We start from the raw sequence: 15,778 nt of genomic DNA on the forward strand, positions 1-15,778 counted from the left end.
TGGTGTTGGGCCGGGATTGGCGACGCCCTTGTGCCGTCTTGCGCGATCGCGAAAGGGGCCGCCGGGGCTGGCTGGTCGACCAGCCCCGAGCAGACGGTGGGCGAAACGCTATGCCACCGTGATGACCACGTTGTCGTAACGGTTGAGCTGGGTGCTCTCACCCGTGGTGCCCTGACCGTCGTGCGTGGTCTGCGTGCCCGGCTTCTGGCTTTCGGCCGCATGCACCGTGCACGTGTACTGCTTGCCGGACAGGTAGTCCTTCAAGCTGGTGACGTCGTAGTTGTGAATGGCGTCGATGCCATTCTGGTTCTCGCTGGACATAACGTCCTCGTTCAGCAGGTCTGCAACCGTGCTGCCCTCGGGGACAAGGACCAGCTCGCTACGAATCGCGCCGCCCTGGGCGGTTTCGTCGAGCACGCACGTGATCTCGTACACACCCTTGCTTTCCACCTGAGTGCCCTCATCGCTGTGGACGTAGTAGAACGCGTAGGCCGGTACGGCGATCAGCGCGCATGCGCAGCACGCAACCGCGATGGCAAGAATCTTCTTGCCCCAAGATGCGTTGACCATAAGAGCCTCCCTTCTCGCATAACTGTGAGGAACGGAAAGCCCCGCTTTCGGCAACGTGATTGGAAGTATACGGGGCGTGCGTTTTCGCCGCAAGGCATTCGCACGTGTTTGACCTGGGGAAATACAGAATAAGCCCGCGCGTATGATGCTTGAAGGTTCCGGCGCAGCCCGTGCGGGCCAACAAGTTCGCCATTTTAGGGTTTGCGGGATGATAGGGCGCCCGCCGCGCTTCCTATAATGAGCCGCAGCGAAGAGGAAACGCCCGTGACCTGCAGGTTTGCGGGCAATCGCCGCCATGGGGCGCGGCGTGCGGCATGTGTTGTCGCCGTCAAGCGCTTGCGGTGAGCTTGCAAGGCCCGCGCCGTGCAAGCTTGCGAAGGCCCGTGCGCAACGCCGCGCGGATGCCGGGCGGCCTGATCGAAGAACAGGGGGACAAGGCAATGGCCGAAGACCAAATCGTCGACTTGTGGGACGAAGAGGACGAGTTCGATCCGTTGGCCGTGGACGATCTGGACATCAACCAGGAGGACATGGACGACGACAACCCGTTGGATACGGTGGACTATCCCACCATGCGCAACATGCCCGAGGGCATGTTGCGCGAGTCGGTGTACAGCCCCGAGCGCCAAGGCGGCGCCGTTGAAGCGGTGCTTGCCATGCTCGATCATAACCCGGCGCGCCGTCCGGCGCTCGTTTCCATCCTGGGTTGGTGCGAAGGCGGCTGCCTGAACAGCGAGCTGACCGAGAAGGTTGACGCGCTGCAGGCCGACAACCGCTCCGTGTACGGAACCACCACGCTGTGCCGCATGCTCGAACGCGCCGGCGCGCTGGAACTTGAGATGCCCGAGACCGCCGAGGAGCACGAGGACATCGAAGAGGGCGTCGAGTACCTGGAAATCAAGGAGCGCGTCGACCCCACGTGGCGTACCACCGAGGCCGGCAAAGAAGTGTTTGCCCAGATGACCGATGGGTCGGCGTTCCGCGACATGGTGTTCAACCGCGACGTGAAGTACGTGGAGGTGTACCGCGCGGTCATGAACTTCGTTGCCGCAAGCCCGCGTTCGAAGGACGACATCGAGCAGCTGGTGGACGGTTTCGCCGTTGTGCAGAGCCCGCGCCGCTTCGGCGGGCACTTCATCGACATGCTGGAGCGCACCGACGTGCTGCATTGGAAGGACCGCTCGTGGCAGCTGACCGACTTGGGTCGCAAGATGCTGCCCGAGGTGAACGCGCAGGTCGAGAAGAAGGGGGAATAAGGGATGGCAGAGGAAATGGTTGCGGCGCAGGAGGCCGAGGAAATGGACCTGGCGGCGCTGATGGACGGCCGCGCGCGCACGTATGGCCTGATGGCACGCTTGTTCCTGAAGGAAGTCGACAAAGCGGCGCTCACCGAGCTGCAGGGCATGCGCTTCCCGGCCGCCACGGGCAACGCGAAGGTGGACGAGGGCTACCACATGCTGTACGACTACCTGCGCACCAGCTGGGACGATAGCATCACCGATCTGGCCATCGACTACGTGCGCACGTTCATCGGCCACGGCGTGAACGGCTTCTCCGCCGCGTACCCCTTCGAAAGCGTGTACACCTCCGAGCGTCGCCTGATGATGCAGGAAGCGCGTGCCGAAGTGCTGCAGACGCTGCGCGAGAACAACCTCAAGCGCGGCCGCTGGACCGAGGGCGAGGACCACATCGCGCTGGAACTGGAGTTCATGCAGCGCATGGCCATGCGCACGGCCGACGCCCTGCGCGCCGGCGACGAGGACAAGGCCATCGAGCAGCTTGAGACGCAGCGTACGTTTGCGCAGGACCACCTGCTGAACTGGCTGCCCATGATGACCGAGGACATGCGTCGCTTCTCGCACACCGCGTTCTACCAGGGCTTGGCCCAGCTGGTCATGGGCTACGTCGAGGAAGACGCCGCCGTGCTTGAAGAGCTGCTGGACAGCGTTGAGGAAGCGGCATAGCGGCAGGTCGCAAACGGGTTTCGCGCTGTTGCGGCGAAGCGTTGCTTACTAATAAGGTAGAGGCTGCGAAAACGCGGCGATTGTTGTTGGGCCCGGCGACCGCGCCGGGCTCTTTTGCGCTTCGAGTAACCTGAAGGGCGGCGTTCGGCCGGGCTAACCGGTTGCGGCTGGCCGTGCGCGCAAAAATCGCTCATGTATGTGATTTGCTGGAAAGGTGCCAAGTAGCGTTGCATGACGCACACCTTTGACCTGGGGAAATGGAAATGGAGTTGCCGTTGCTACGCTTGCTGGTGCGATTAAATCACATACATGAGCGATTTTCTGTACGCGCGCACTCATGAGGCCCGCTTTTTCGCCTTGCGGATGGTGTACGCTATGCGGCGTTGTGATTTTGCGATTGAAAGGGTTTGCCATGAGGGTTTGCGTGTTCGGCTCGTCGAGCCTGAATCTGGACGCGGTGTACGTGGATGCGGCGTTCGAGCTGGGGCGCACGCTGGCGAAACACGGCCACGGCATGGTGTTCGGCGGCTACGACGTGGGGCTGATGGGCGCGGTGGCGCACGGCGTTGCGGCCGAGGGCGGCAGCGTTATCGGCGTGGTCACCGAGGGCCTGAACCAGAAGGGCCGCGACATCTTCCCGTGCGAAGAGCTCATTTGCGAATCTGACCTGGCCACGCGCAAAACGCGCATGATCGAGCTGGCGGACGCGTTCGTGACCATGCCGGGCGGCCTGGGCACGTTCGACGAGTTCTTCGTGGTCATGTCGCAGGTGAAGGCGGGCGAACTCGACGCGAAAAGCGCCATTCTGAACGTGGGCGGGTACTTCGATCCCATGGTGGAAATGCTCGACCGCGCATGCGAAACGGGCCTGAACTCCTCTGACTGGCGCCGCGATTGCGAAGTATTCAACGCCTCCGAACCCCTTGTGGAGTGGTTGGAAGGATAAATAAGGTAACGAAACGCTTCCCTTTTCTGACTAATAGGCTGCTGTGGCTAGCACTCGAGGCCAAAGAGTGCTAACTTTCGTAGGTAGCATATTTTGTTGTGCGCGTGCTCAAGGAAGGGGCTCTTAGCATGGCTAAAGAAATTTCGTACGATAACGAAACCCGCGAGAAGCTTGCGGCTGGCGTGGCGAAGCTGGCCGACACGGTTCGCGTGACCATCGGTCCGAAGGGCCGCTACGTCGGCGTCACGAAGGAAGGCGAGCGTCATCCGTACGTGTCGAACGACGGCGCTACGGTTGCCGCGCATGTCGGCTCGCGCGACCGCGTGGAGAAGATGGGCCTGCAGGTGGTGCGCGAGGCCGCCACTGCCGCCAACAACGAGGCCGGCGACGGCACGTCCACGGCAACGCTTCTGGCCGACGCCATCGTGCGCGAGGGCGTGCGCTACGTTACCGCTGGCAATGACCCGTTGGCGTTGCGCCGCGGCATCCAGAAGGCCGCCGATGTTGCGTCCGATGCGTTGCTGAAGTCCGCCACGCAGGTCACCACGCGCGAGCAGATGGCCGAAATCGCCACCGTGTCCTCGGGCGACCCGGAAATCGGCAACACCATCGCCGAGGCGCTCGATGAAATCGGGCAGGACGGCGTCATCTCCGTTGAGAAGTCCACGAAGTTCGGCATCAGCCTGGACGTGAAGAAGGGCATGCTGTTCGACCGCGGCTTCATTTCGCCGTATATGGCCGATGACATGGGCAAGATGACCGGCGAACTCGAGCAGCCGTACATCTTTATCACCGACCAGCGCCTGGCCGACAACTTCAAGGACGTTGTGCCGGTGCTTGAGGAGGTCATGCAGACGGGCCATCCGCTGCTGATCGTAGCCGACGACGTGCGCGGCGAATCGTTGAACTCGCTGTTGATGAACCGCCAGCGCGGCACGCTTATCAGCGCCGCCGTGGTGGCGCCGGGCGCCGAAGAGCGCCGCAAGGCCGAGCTGGAGGACATGGCCATCCTGACGGGCGGCGAGGTTATCACGCCCGACCGCGGCCTGACCTTGGCCGATGCGAAGAAGAGCATGCTCGGTCGCGCCGCAAGCGTGCAGATTACGAAGGACCGCACGCTCATCATCGGCGGCAAGGGCAAGCAGGAGGCCATCGACCAGCGCTGCGAGGCTATTCGCAACGAGCTGAAGCGCCCGCATTCCGATTACGAGCTTGACGTTATGCGCGAGCGCCTGGCGAAGCTGTCCGGCGGCATCGCCGTCATGAGCGTGGGCGCGGCCACCGAGTCCGAGATGAACGAGATGCGCAGCCGCATCCAGGACGCACTGCGCGCAACGCGTTCCGCGGCAAGCCAGGGCCTTCTGGCTGGCGGCGGCGTGGCGCTTATCCAGGCGTCCAAGGCGCTTGACCAGGTGGAAGTTGCCAACGACGAAGAGAAGTTCGGCGTGGACATCCTGCGCAAGGCGCTCGAAGAGCCCATGCGCGCGCTGTGCAGCAACGCCGGCTACAACGGCGACGTTGAGGTTGCCAAGGCGCTTGAGGCCGAGCCGGGCTATGGATTGGATTGCGAAACCGGCAAGTACGGCAACATGATTTCCATGGGCGTTGCCGATCCGGCGAAGGTAACGGTGACGGCTCTGCAGGCCGCCGCATCCGTGGCGGGGCTGATCCTCATCACGAACTGCAGCATCACCGAAGCCGATAAGAAGGACGAGGAAGCGGAAGAGAAATAACCGCAACCGCGCAGGCTGTTGCCTGCCCGATAGCTATCAGAATAGGGAGGTTCGCGAAAGCGGGCCTCCCTTTTTTTCGCACGAAAGCGGCGACTAAGGCCGCCGGCCGCCTTGATGGGCGAGCTGCAACTTATACGTTTCGCCAAAACGTATAAGTTGCAACCAAGGAACGCCTTGCTTCTTTATACGTTTCTCTAAAACATATAAAGAGGTGCAAGGATGCGCTGGGACTATCGTCTGCTCACGAATAAAGAATCTTCCAATTTTTGCTAGATACGACTATCTTTTGCTAGATACGACTATCAAAAACGATAGATACGTCTAGCAAATTTGATAGATAGGGAAAATGGGGCAGCAAACGGGGGGCTGAAAACGATTGGTCGGAAATGGTTGAGAAGCACGATGGGCAATGTTGCGTTCTCTCGAGCAGGCTAAGGCCTGTGCCTCGCAAACGCTGTCGTGACATCATGCTTGGCTTACTGTCTGCCGCGCCAAGCGTGGGTTCCGTAATTTGGCGAAGTGGGATGAACGGGGCGGGAGGAATTCCGTTTTCAGGAGAAGTGGGAACGCCTCTGTCTTTGGATGAGGCGCGGGCTGTCGTGCGGGGTGCAGAAACCGGAGAAATGGGAACCGCGGAGGGCCGTCTGGTGCTGTTTTCGCGGGATATGGGAATGCAAACGTTCCCACATCCCGCGAAAACGGAATCCGTGCGCATCGGAATCAGACGTTTGCCGCAATCCATGCGCCCGGAGCTAAGTGATTGCTGCACATCTCATCCCCGATTGGCGCGGTTGCTGGGACCAGCCCGGGCCGGACAACGTTAGTTCGCTTGGCTGCGGAGCAGGAACATTTCGACGCGCGGCCGCATTTGAGATTCGCTCGCCGCTCGCTTGCGAAAAGGTTCCGGAGAGAACCCGGTCTTGTTTGTGCTTGCGGAGGTGTTCGTGCTTGTTTGGTACGATAGGTGCAGCATGCGTAGTTGCGAGTTTAAGCGAGCGGAGATAGAGATGGGGATTTCGAATCCTAGCACGTCAGTTTGCGGTGATTATTCAACTCCTGAGGCCATTGCCTCGCGCGCTTCGGTTCTCGAAGGGAAGACATTCCAAGACATCCTGGATATGGGAATTTATCCGCCAGATGGAGCAACGCGCGATTACGATAACCGCCAATACAAAGGCGGAATGGGCACGCTCGTTGAAGAGCGCTTTTTCGGTTATAAAGCAAATAGCGAGCATGATGCGGACTTTCCCGAGGCCGGCGTTGAACTGAAAGTCTCGTGCTTCGATAAGAAGAAAAACGGCGATTATTCCGCTGGTGAGCGGCTTGTTGTCTCGATGATTCCCTACGATGAGCCTATACAATCGGAATTCGATGACGCTGTTGTTGCACGAAAGTGTAAGCGGATGATGCTGGTGTATTACCATCGCGACAAGGCGATTGATCCTTATCAGCAGCAAATTCGCTATGCGAAATTGTTCGAAATCCCAGAGAATGACTTGAAAATCATTCGCGATGACTATCGCAAGATTGCATCGCTGGTCCAAGAAGGAAAAGCGGACCGGCTCAGTGAAAGTTTGACCGTCTATCTGGGTGCTTGCACGAAGGGGCCGACAGCGGCCAAAAGCTGGGTTGACCAATATTATGCGCCAGGTGGTCCAAAGGCGAAGAAGCGCGCGTTTTGTCTCAAGCGCCAATACATGGATTACGTGCTGCACCACTACCTAATGAATGAGAGCGAAGATCTTGATTGCATTATCAAGGGCGATGCTCCTGCAACTCAGACGTTCGAAGATTACGTGTTGTCCCTGATCAAGCCACATTTTGGAAAGACCGATCGCGAACTTTGCGAAGAGTTTGGATTGGAATACAAGGGCAATAAACGGCAATGGTCAAGTTTGTCGTACGCCATGCTCGGCGTTAGAGGTGAGAAGGCTCAGGAGTTCGAGAAGGCAAATATCTCGGTGCGAACCGTTCGCCTTGAAACAAGGGGCGGGATAAAGGAAAACTTATCGCTAGATACGTTCAAATTCCTTGACTTGGTAGAGGAAGACTGGGAAGGCTCGTCGCTATTTGAATATCTGGAGCAGACAAGATTCTTCTTTGTGGTGTTCAGGAAAGAAGATGGCTGCGCGCGTTTGGAAGACGCGTTGTTCTGGTCTATGCCAACGATGGATCTGGACGGCCCTGTTCATGATTGCTGGCAGGCAACGAAAAAGGTTGTTGAAGAAGGTGTCTGCCTTGATGTAACAAGGCAGAGAGACGGAAGCATTAGGGTTAAGAACAATTTGCCGGGGGCGGAAGACAATGCCGTTGCTCATGTGCGCCCGCATGCAACGAAATCTGCGTATCGGTTTGCTGACGGAACGGAATTGGGCGATGTCGAAAGAGACGCTTATCCGCTTCCTGATGGTCGGATGATGACGAGGCAGAGCTTCTGGTTGAATAACAGCTACATCTATAAAGTGGTAAAGACGGATGAATCTGACGCGGCGGATTCGTGAGTGCGATTCGTTGGGGATCAGTTGCGGATTTTGATAAAAGAACCAGATGCAGAGAGTTGACTTTTGGGGCAAGATCATCGATCCTGGATAGGTTCGATTTTTGCGCAGGCCTAGCGGCCGGCTTCTTTTTATCAGGCAAAGGATGGGAAATATGACGATTAAGGTGGCCGAGCTGTTTGCTGGCGTTGGCGGGTTTCGCCTGGGCCTTGAGGGCTACCGAAATGCCGATCATCCCGAGTTCGATATGCCTGCTGCCGGTCCTTTTGAGACGATTTGGGCGAACCAATGGGAGCCGCCGGGAACGGATGGCAAGCAGTTCGCCTGGCGCTGCTACGAGCAGCATTTTGGCGAAGGTAGTTGCGTAAACGAAGACATCAATAAGGTGCTGGACGACTACGAGGCTGGCAAGATTGACATTCCAGATGTCGACATGGTGGTCGGTGGCTTCCCCTGCCAGGACTATAGCGTTGCGAAGCCGCTGTCTGCTGCTCGAGGTATCGAGGGCAAGAAGGGCGTGCTTTGGTGGGATATCTATCGGTTTTTGCATCTGAAGGAACCGAAGTACGTTTTGCTTGAGAATGTGGACCGTCTGCTGAAAAGCCCTGCAACGCAGCGTGGCCGCGATTTCGCAATTATCCTTTCTTGTATGGCTGACCTGGGATATTCGGTTGAATGGCATGTGGTGAACAGCGGCGAGTACGGCTTTGACCAGCGCCGCAAGCGTGTGTACGTTTTTGCTGAACTCACGAGCAGCAATTGGGATTTGGCTGCGCGTACTCGCGAGGGCGTGATGGCGCGTGCGTTCCCCGTTGCGGAGCCGGATTCGATTTCGGAGTTTGAGATTCAGCACGACCCCTACGACATCACTCAGCACTTTGACCTTTCAGGCAAGAAATCGCCTTTTTGCTCGGTTGGCGTCATGCAGGACTTCAAAGTCTTGACGTTTGACGCGACTGAAAAGTACGAGGGAAAGCTTGGTGCGCTTGGCAATGTGCTGGTTCCCGAGGGGGAAGTGCCTGCTGAGTTTTACATTCCTGATGAGAAACTTGAATCGTGGAAGTACCTCAAGGGCGGCAAGCGTGAAGAGCGCGTCAATAAGAAGACGGGCTTCAAGTATTTCTACTCGGAAGGTTCGATGGCTTTCCCTGATTCACTTGAGAAGCCGTCTCGCACGATTCTGACGGGTGAAGGCGGCATTGGCGCTTCTCGTTTCAAGCATGTCGTTGAGGTTGATGGCAAGTATCGTCGTTTGGTTCCCGATGAACTCGACCAGTTGCAAGGCTTCCCGAAGGGTTGGACCAATACGGGCATGAGCGATGGTCGTCGTGCCTTCTGCATGGGAAATGCCCTGGTCGTTGGCGTGCCTCACCGCATCGGCGTTGAGATTGCGCGCGAAACAAACGCTGATTAAAGCGAGGGGTTTGCGGTGTGTGGGCGGTTTGAGGTCTTGGGTTGGGACGAGGTTGCGGACGTTGTTCGCGTGCTTGAGGCGGTCTCGCCTGTTAACGCGATGCCCGATTGGCCTGCTCGCTTGGTTGGGGTTGCTGGCGCGGTGCCAACGGATGCTGTTCCGGGGTCTGCGGTTGACGTGGTTGTTGCCGATTCACGCGGTGTGCTTTCCGCTGCGTGTTTGACCTGGGGATTTGCTGCTGAGTGGTCGCAACGCCCGGTGTATAACACGCGCTTGGAGAAAGCGATGGGGCCGAACCCTGGCATGTGGGCGGGGCCGATATCGCGCGGGCGCTGCGTGGTGCCCGCGCGCGGCTTCTTCGAAACGCACGCGACGGAGACGGTTCGCAGTCCGAAAACGGGCCGGAACATCAAGCGTCGATATCGTTTCGGCCCCGAAAACGAGGTACCGCTGCTGCTTGCGGGCGTGCGGGACGAAACCTGCTTCTCGGTGGTGACCACCAGCCCGAACGCGGTCGTTTCGCCTGTTCATGACCGCATGCCGTTGGTGCTGAGCCCGCAAGAGGCTGTGTGGTGGCTGCGTGCGCCGTGGCCCGATTTCGCGAACGGCTGGCATAGGCTGGCGAATCGCGGCGACGTGGCGTTGACCTCGTGCCCTGTGCAACCGGCCGCGCCGCAACAAAATTCCCCGTTCGAGCAAACGTCGCTGTTCTAGCGATGCGAATCGATTTCGACAATGAGCCGATTCGCCCATTCGATAGCGGCGCCCGCGTAAGGAAAAGCACGATAACGTGACCGAGCAAACGGCTTGTCTTGCTTCCGGGGTGGCAGAACTATACCGAAAACGGTATGGTTCTGCCACTTCTGCACCCTGGCAGGGACGAAAGTCAACGATTTTGCGACTTTTGGGTGGCTGCGGCTGTTTACGGCATCGGCGAGGTTATGGTTGGCTGCCGTGAGCGAAATTGATTGACGGGAAGTGGTTTGCGATGCAGGAGGATGCGCGCGGTTGGCGAAAAGCCTGCTGATGGTAAGCGGGGCCGCGTTGCGTATGAGCCTATAAAACATTTTTACTCACTATACTGAGTAAAATTACTCAGTATAGTGAGTAATTGAGATTTTGCCAGGTGAATGAGCCTATTCGTAAAACAGCGGCACTTCATCGCGAAGGAAGCTTTCGATGCTGCAGGCGCCTGCTGAGCCGCCGCCGACGATGATTCGCTTTGCTTCTGGACGCTTCTTCAGGAACTCGGCCATGCCGCTTTGGGCGGTTTCGTGCCCGCTTTTCACTTCAATTGCCGCTAGCGCCGTTCCTTTCGCCAACACGAAATCAACCTCGTTGTTGCCTTCGCGCCACCATAAAAATACTCAGGACGGCGCGGTTTGTTCTACGGGTTGCAGATGCCGCAGGGGGAGTAGCCTTTCGCGATGAGCTCGTCGCGGGTGCCGGTGAAGTCTTGGCGGTTTGCAGCGGCGATGTCGTTGGCTGCCGAGCACGTGGGCAGGTGGAACTTCTTGTTCTTCACGTTCAGGATGTAGTCGTGCTGCTCGGCGGACGAACTGGCAGTATCGCTGGCGTTTGTGCTGGTCGAGCTGCTGCCGGAACCCGATGCGCCCGCATCGCTCGATTCGCCCGCGTTACCGGTGGAGCTGCTCGCCCCGCTTTCGCCCGCAGCTTGAGCGGCGCGCGCGGCGGCCGCGGTGGTGATGGTGCCCTCGCCTTTGCTGGCAACGGCGGGCGTGTCGGCCGACTCCTGGCTTTCGCCGGTCACGTAATCGATGGCCACGCCGGGTTCCACGTTGTACACGAACACGTTGAACTGCACGGCCTCGCCGTTGTCCTCGATGGACTTCGCCTCCATCTGCACCCCGCGCGCCACCAGGTCGTTTGCGGCGAACAGCGGCGTGACGCGGTACAGCACGTGGTTGCCGGTTGCGCGCACGTAGTCGCCCACCAGCTCCTCGTAATACAGCATGCCTATCACGTTGAACGTGCGCGTGCCGGTGATGAGGTTGCGTTCGTTGGCATCTTCGCCGCACAGCTGATGGGCAATCAGGTGGCAGCGGTTGTACAGCATGCCGTCGTCCACGAAGCTGTACTTGCGTTGCACCCAGCCGCTTGGGTGAACCGACGAGATGTCGCCGCGCTTGTCGTTGGAAACGGTGTCGGTGCCGATGCGCGCGAACGCCTCGCCGCAGCGGCCCTCGAAATCCAGCTCGCTGAACTGCATAAACGCGCCGCGGGCTTCGTCTTGCGCCGTGAATCCGGGCACGCCGCCGTTGATGTTGATGCACAAGGCTCCCGAATACGCCGGGATGTCGGCGATGGTCGCACGCGCGGAATCGGTGGCGCTGTCGACCTCGCCGTTGTCCTGCGGCTGGCTGGCGGCGGGCGTATTGCCGCCAGTGCTTGTATCGTCGGGCGCGGCGGTGCTTGCGCAGCCAAAGCCCGAGAATGTCAGCGCAAACGCAAGCAGCAACGCAGCGAAAGCCGAGGCGACGCGCGTTTTCGGGGCAGCGGCCTGGTTGGCGTTGCATACGTGAGCGTGGCCGGCAAGGTTGTGGTTGTCGCACGTCTTCGGCTTGCCGCTAGCGAAAAGGCTTGCGAATGCGTTGGCGCATTCGGGGTCAGCGCCGGGGTCGGCGAAGGCAGCCGGCTGATTCCGGGTGGGCAGGCTTTCGGGGCTATCTTGATTCTCGCTGGTCGAACGAGCAGCGCGCTCGGTGAGGTCGGAGTGGTTCGAAGGCTGCACGAGGCTTCCTTTCGCGGGGGTTGCTGTGTAGGTCGCGAAGATTGTAGCCAAATGCGCCGCGCGGGGATAGGCCGAATCGACCGGGCCAATATAATGTGTGCATGACGAAAAAGCAGCTCATACTGAATCGATACAAGCCCCTGGGGAAAGCGGGGGCCGGCGGATTCGCCACCGTGCAGGTGGCGTGGGACACGCGTATCCAGCGCAAGGTGGCAATCAAGTGTATCCCGCTTTCCGAGGCCGAGCTTGAACGCGCGGCGCTCCCGGGTGCCGATGCTATCGTTTTGCCTGATGAGGAAGACGAAGCGAGAAGTTATGGCTCTGCGATGCACAGGACATCGCCCGGTGCCGAGCCTGGCAGCGCGGGCTGTGTCGGAACACCGGGGGCGGACGCGTCGTTGATGGGCGCTGGCGTTGCGGACTCGGCTGCCGCATCTCGCGCGCAAGCTGCCATCGACCCACAAGATATTTCGCCTTGGGAAGATTTGCCGGAAGCGTGCGGCGAAGCGGGCGGGGAAAGCGATGCGGAGGCCGCGCCGGTTGCGGCGGGCGACAGCCAGTTTACGGAAGGCAGCGTGGCTTCCGACCGTGCGCTGGTTGCGGGCGCCTCGCGCGCGCAGGACGAAGACGCTGCCGAAGCCTGGCTGTTCAACGCAACCAGTCGGGCCATGGTGCAGGCCGAAGCGCAGGCGCAAGCGGATGTTTTCGGCGAAGAAGCCGCTCTCGTTTCCGCAGGTCGCGCGTCAATTCCTGCGCCGGGCGAATCTGTCAGCCTCACGCAGGCCGCCGACGACGAGCCGTTGGTGCGCACGCTGTCGCGCATTCCCGGGCTTGACGAGGCGCGTACGGCTGCCATGCTTTCCGACCCGAACATCGTGGCGGTGTACGACTTCGAAATCCAGGATTCCACGGCGTACCTGATCATGGAGTACGTCGAGGGCATGACGCTGACGGAGCTGCTGCACAATCACGACGCCGAGCTGACGCTTGATATCGTGGCCGCCGTGTTCGATGGCGCGGCGCATGCGCTTGAGGTTGCTCACGAAAACGGCGTGCTGCACCTGGACATCAAACCCGACAACATCCTGATCAACCACGCTGGCCAGGTGAAAGTGACCGACTTCGGCCTGGCCACGCTGGCCGACGCTTCGGGGTTCGGCCCGGCTGGCGGCGGCACCATCGGCTACATGCCGCTTGAGCAGATGCGGCAGGAAAACCTGGACGCACGTTGCGACGAGTGGGCGCTTGCGTCGGTGACGTACGAGATGCTGGCCGGCGAAAACCCGTTTTTCGCGCCCGACCTGTTCCAAGCGCAGGAGGCAATCGAGGACGGCGAGCTGGTGCTGCCGTCGCTGTGCTGGGACGACCTGGACGAAGCGGCCGACGACGTGATCTTCTACGCGCTGGACCCCGAACGCGACGAGCGCTACGAATCGGTGCGCGACTTCGCCGAAGAGCTCGCGCCGCTTTTGGGCGACGCCGCGCAGGGTCGCGCGGCGCTGGCCGAAATCGTGCAGGGGCCGGCGGAGGACGAGGCGCCCGCGCCCGCGCCCCGCGCCCCGCGCATTCCGCTGCGCGACCGCATCACGCCGATGCTTTTGCGCGTGGCGTCGCACGGGTGCGGCGCGGTGGGCTCGGCGGTGCTGGCGTTCGTGTCGTTCGTGAACATCCCGCAAGCGTCGGGCTTCGACAATCCTCTGTTCTGGGGACTGTTTTGCCTGGTCACGCTTGCAGGAGCGCTTCGTCCGCACCTGGGTGCGCTGCTGGGGCTGCTGGCATTTTCGGGCATGCTCATCGCGTGCGGCATCCCGGCGGCGGGTTGCGTGCTGCTGGTTGCGGCGGGCGTATGGTGGTGGTACCTCGGGCGCACGGACGATGCGTCGGCGAACGCCGTGCTGGCGGCGCCGCTTGCAGGCGCGGTGAGCTTGGGCCCGCTGGCCCCGCTGGCTGCCGGGTTCTGTCTGCGTCCGGTGCCCGCCATGATAACGGCGGCGTTCCAGGCGATGTGCGCGCTGCTGCTCGCTGGCCTGGGAAGCGGCTCGCTGTTCGGCTGGAATATGCTTGCGACCTGGCATTTCTCCACAGGTGCGTTCGCTGGCGAAGTGGTTTCCGATTGCATGGTGGCACTGCTTTCGCAGCCGGGCACGTGGGCGGTGGTGGCAAGCTGGGTTGTGGCGGCGGGTGTTTGCGCGCTGCTGCGCTGGCGTCCCACGCGGCTGTTCGCGGCGTTCGGCACGCTGGCCGGCACGGCGACTATGGCGGGCGGTCTGGCTTTGGCGGCGGCCTCGCTTTCCGCGCAAGCGCCTTGGACGCCTTCGGCCTTCGACATCGCCTCGCTGGCGGTTTCGACGGCAATCATGCTGTTTGCCAGCTATCTTCTGCCCGATCCCGAGTATTATGACGAAGGCGACGAATAGCGAAACGCAATGGCTTGCGACCGGGGTGCCCGAAGCTGCGGTGCGGTGGCGGTTCGCTGGGCGGGAACTTGTGGGCTTGCCTGGTGGGCGCACGCGCTGGCGGGTGCGCAATGCTGCGCACGCGAAACTTGCATTGCTGGGCAAGGTTTACACTATTCCGCCGCGCTAACTTCGCAAACTGCTTGCTGACCTGCGATTTCACAATCGCGCATAACAACAAAAACGCGGCCACGGCGTGAGATGTGGCGGATGCCATGCCCGAGGGGGATGGCGAAAACGAACGAATGGGGAACCTGATGATTGAGCTGAACGACGACAAAACGCTGTTCTTCTTCGACCGCGACCTGGAGCCGGTGCTGACCGTGCCATCTGGCGAAACGGTGCGCATCCGCACGAAGGACTGCTTCAGCAACCAGCTGACCGGCCCGCAGGACAAGATGGATGACCTGGATTGGGACGCCGTGAACCCGGCGACCGGCCCCATCTTTGTCGAGGGCGCCGTGGCCGGCGGTGCACTGAAGGTGCACATCGACAACATCGAGTTCGACGAGCAGACGTGCTCGTGCACGGGCAAGGACGAAGGCCCGTGCGGCGACCGCTTCGAGGACTGGGCCACGCATTACTGCAAGGTGCAGGGCAACACGCTGGTGTGGGACGAGCGCCTGAGCATTCCGCTGCGCCCCATGATCGGCGTCATCGGCGTGGCGCCGGCGGGCGAGCCGGTGAACTGCGGCACGCCGGGCACGCACGGCGGCAACATGGACAACACGGCCATCACCACGGGCGCCACGCTGTACTTCCCCGTGGCCGTTGACGGCGCGCTGTTCGGCTGCGGCGACATGCATGCGGCCATGGGCGATGGCGAAATCAGCGTTTCCGGCGCCGAGGTTGCAGGCCATGCTACCGTCACGCTGACAGCCATGCCCGAGCTTTCGCTGGTGAACCCGCTGATCGAAAACGACACGCATCTGGGCATCATCGTGTCGGCCGACTCGCTGGATGCGGCCGCTGACCTGGCCGTTCAGCAGATGGTGGACCTGCTGGCGTCGCGCACCAATGAAACGGAGGCCGACCTGGTCATGCTGCTGTCGCTGGTTGCCGACGTGGAAGTGTGTCAGATGGTCGACCCGCAAAAGACCGTCCGCTTCATGGTGCCGAAGTACGTCCTAGATTCCATCGGCTTCAAGCTGTAAGGGAATGCGCGCCCTTCGGGCGCAATTGGAGAATGGTGACGCGCCCTTTGGGCGCTGGCGAGAAGGGGACGAGCTTTCGCTCGTCCCCTTCTCGTTTCTAGCGCGCTTGGCGCCGGCTTGCTGCCTGGCGCTTTTCGCCTTGCCTCTTGCGGTACTCGGGGCGCAGGCGCTTCATGAATTCCTCGCGGCTGATTTCCTGCGGCTCTGTGGGTTTCTTCTCATCCATGGGCGTGCCTCCTTAGGTATAGGCGGGAACGGATTTCCCCTTCTGAACGACCCCGCTATACCGAA

Annotated in this window: 12 protein-coding genes; 9 read left to right on the forward strand and 3 right to left on the reverse strand. The window is 60.7% G+C overall.

Annotation, left to right across the window (positions count from 1 at the left end; genetic code table 11):
- Positions 1-108: 108 nt before the first annotated feature.
- The gene (locus ACWI6D_RS03235; RefSeq protein WP_449133643.1) at positions 109-570 is read right to left on the reverse strand and encodes a hypothetical protein; all 462 of its coding nucleotides are present in this window, start codon (positions 568-570) and stop codon (positions 109-111) included.
- A gap of 440 nt (positions 571-1,010) precedes the next feature.
- Between ACWI6D_RS03235 and ACWI6D_RS03240 the strand changes: the two genes are divergently transcribed.
- From ACWI6D_RS03240 to ACWI6D_RS03270, 7 genes are all read left to right on the forward strand, one after another.
- Positions 1,011-1,826, forward strand: coding sequence for a hypothetical protein (locus ACWI6D_RS03240; protein ID WP_449133644.1), 816 nt, complete (start codon positions 1,011-1,013; stop codon positions 1,824-1,826).
- Between the two features lie 3 nt (positions 1,827-1,829).
- Positions 1,830-2,534, forward strand: a complete 705-nt coding sequence (locus tag ACWI6D_RS03245) for a TorD/DmsD family molecular chaperone (protein ID WP_288284520.1) — start codon at positions 1,830-1,832, stop codon at positions 2,532-2,534.
- 412 nt (positions 2,535-2,946) lie between these two features.
- Positions 2,947-3,480 (forward strand): LOG family protein, encoded by a 534-nt coding sequence (locus tag ACWI6D_RS03250; protein ID WP_288284519.1) that lies wholly within the window; start codon positions 2,947-2,949, stop codon positions 3,478-3,480.
- Between the two features lie 128 nt (positions 3,481-3,608).
- Positions 3,609-5,213, forward strand: coding sequence for a chaperonin GroEL (groL, locus tag ACWI6D_RS03255; protein WP_337368452.1), 1,605 nt, complete (start codon positions 3,609-3,611; stop codon positions 5,211-5,213).
- A gap of 1,007 nt (positions 5,214-6,220) precedes the next feature.
- Entirely contained in the window at positions 6,221-7,714 is a 1,494-nt protein-coding gene (locus ACWI6D_RS03260; protein WP_449133645.1) for a Sau3AI family type II restriction endonuclease, read from the forward strand.
- A 142-nt stretch (positions 7,715-7,856) separates the two neighbouring features.
- On the forward strand, positions 7,857-9,125 hold the full coding sequence (dcm, locus tag ACWI6D_RS03265) for a DNA (cytosine-5-)-methyltransferase (RefSeq protein WP_449133646.1): 1,269 nt from the start codon (positions 7,857-7,859) through the stop codon (positions 9,123-9,125).
- A 15-nt stretch (positions 9,126-9,140) separates the two neighbouring features.
- The gene (locus tag ACWI6D_RS03270; protein WP_449133647.1) at positions 9,141-9,839 is read left to right on the forward strand and encodes an SOS response-associated peptidase family protein; all 699 of its coding nucleotides are present in this window, start codon (positions 9,141-9,143) and stop codon (positions 9,837-9,839) included.
- A 673-nt stretch (positions 9,840-10,512) separates the two neighbouring features.
- Here the strand turns inward: ACWI6D_RS03270 and ACWI6D_RS03275 are convergent.
- A complete protein-coding gene (locus ACWI6D_RS03275) occupies positions 10,513-11,877 on the reverse strand; it encodes a DNA/RNA non-specific endonuclease (RefSeq protein ID WP_449133648.1) in 1,365 nt (454 codons plus the stop codon).
- Positions 11,878-11,978: 101 nt separating this feature from the next.
- On the opposite strand from ACWI6D_RS03275, the gene ACWI6D_RS03280 reads away from it, so the two are divergent.
- Positions 11,979-14,294: a serine/threonine-protein kinase gene (locus ACWI6D_RS03280; RefSeq protein ID WP_449133649.1), complete on the forward strand. Its 2,316-nt coding sequence runs from the start codon at positions 11,979-11,981 to the stop codon at positions 14,292-14,294.
- 296 nt (positions 14,295-14,590) lie between these two features.
- Positions 14,591-15,487, forward strand: coding sequence for an acetamidase/formamidase family protein (locus ACWI6D_RS03285; protein ID WP_129423436.1), 897 nt, complete (start codon positions 14,591-14,593; stop codon positions 15,485-15,487).
- Between the two features lie 97 nt (positions 15,488-15,584).
- On the opposite strand, the gene ACWI6D_RS03290 is transcribed toward ACWI6D_RS03285, so the two are convergent.
- Positions 15,585-15,713, reverse strand: a complete 129-nt coding sequence (locus ACWI6D_RS03290) for a hypothetical protein (RefSeq protein WP_337368459.1) — start codon at positions 15,711-15,713, stop codon at positions 15,585-15,587.
- Between the last annotated feature and the right edge of the window lie 65 nt (positions 15,714-15,778).

This window comes from Senegalimassilia sp., assembly GCF_977052095.1.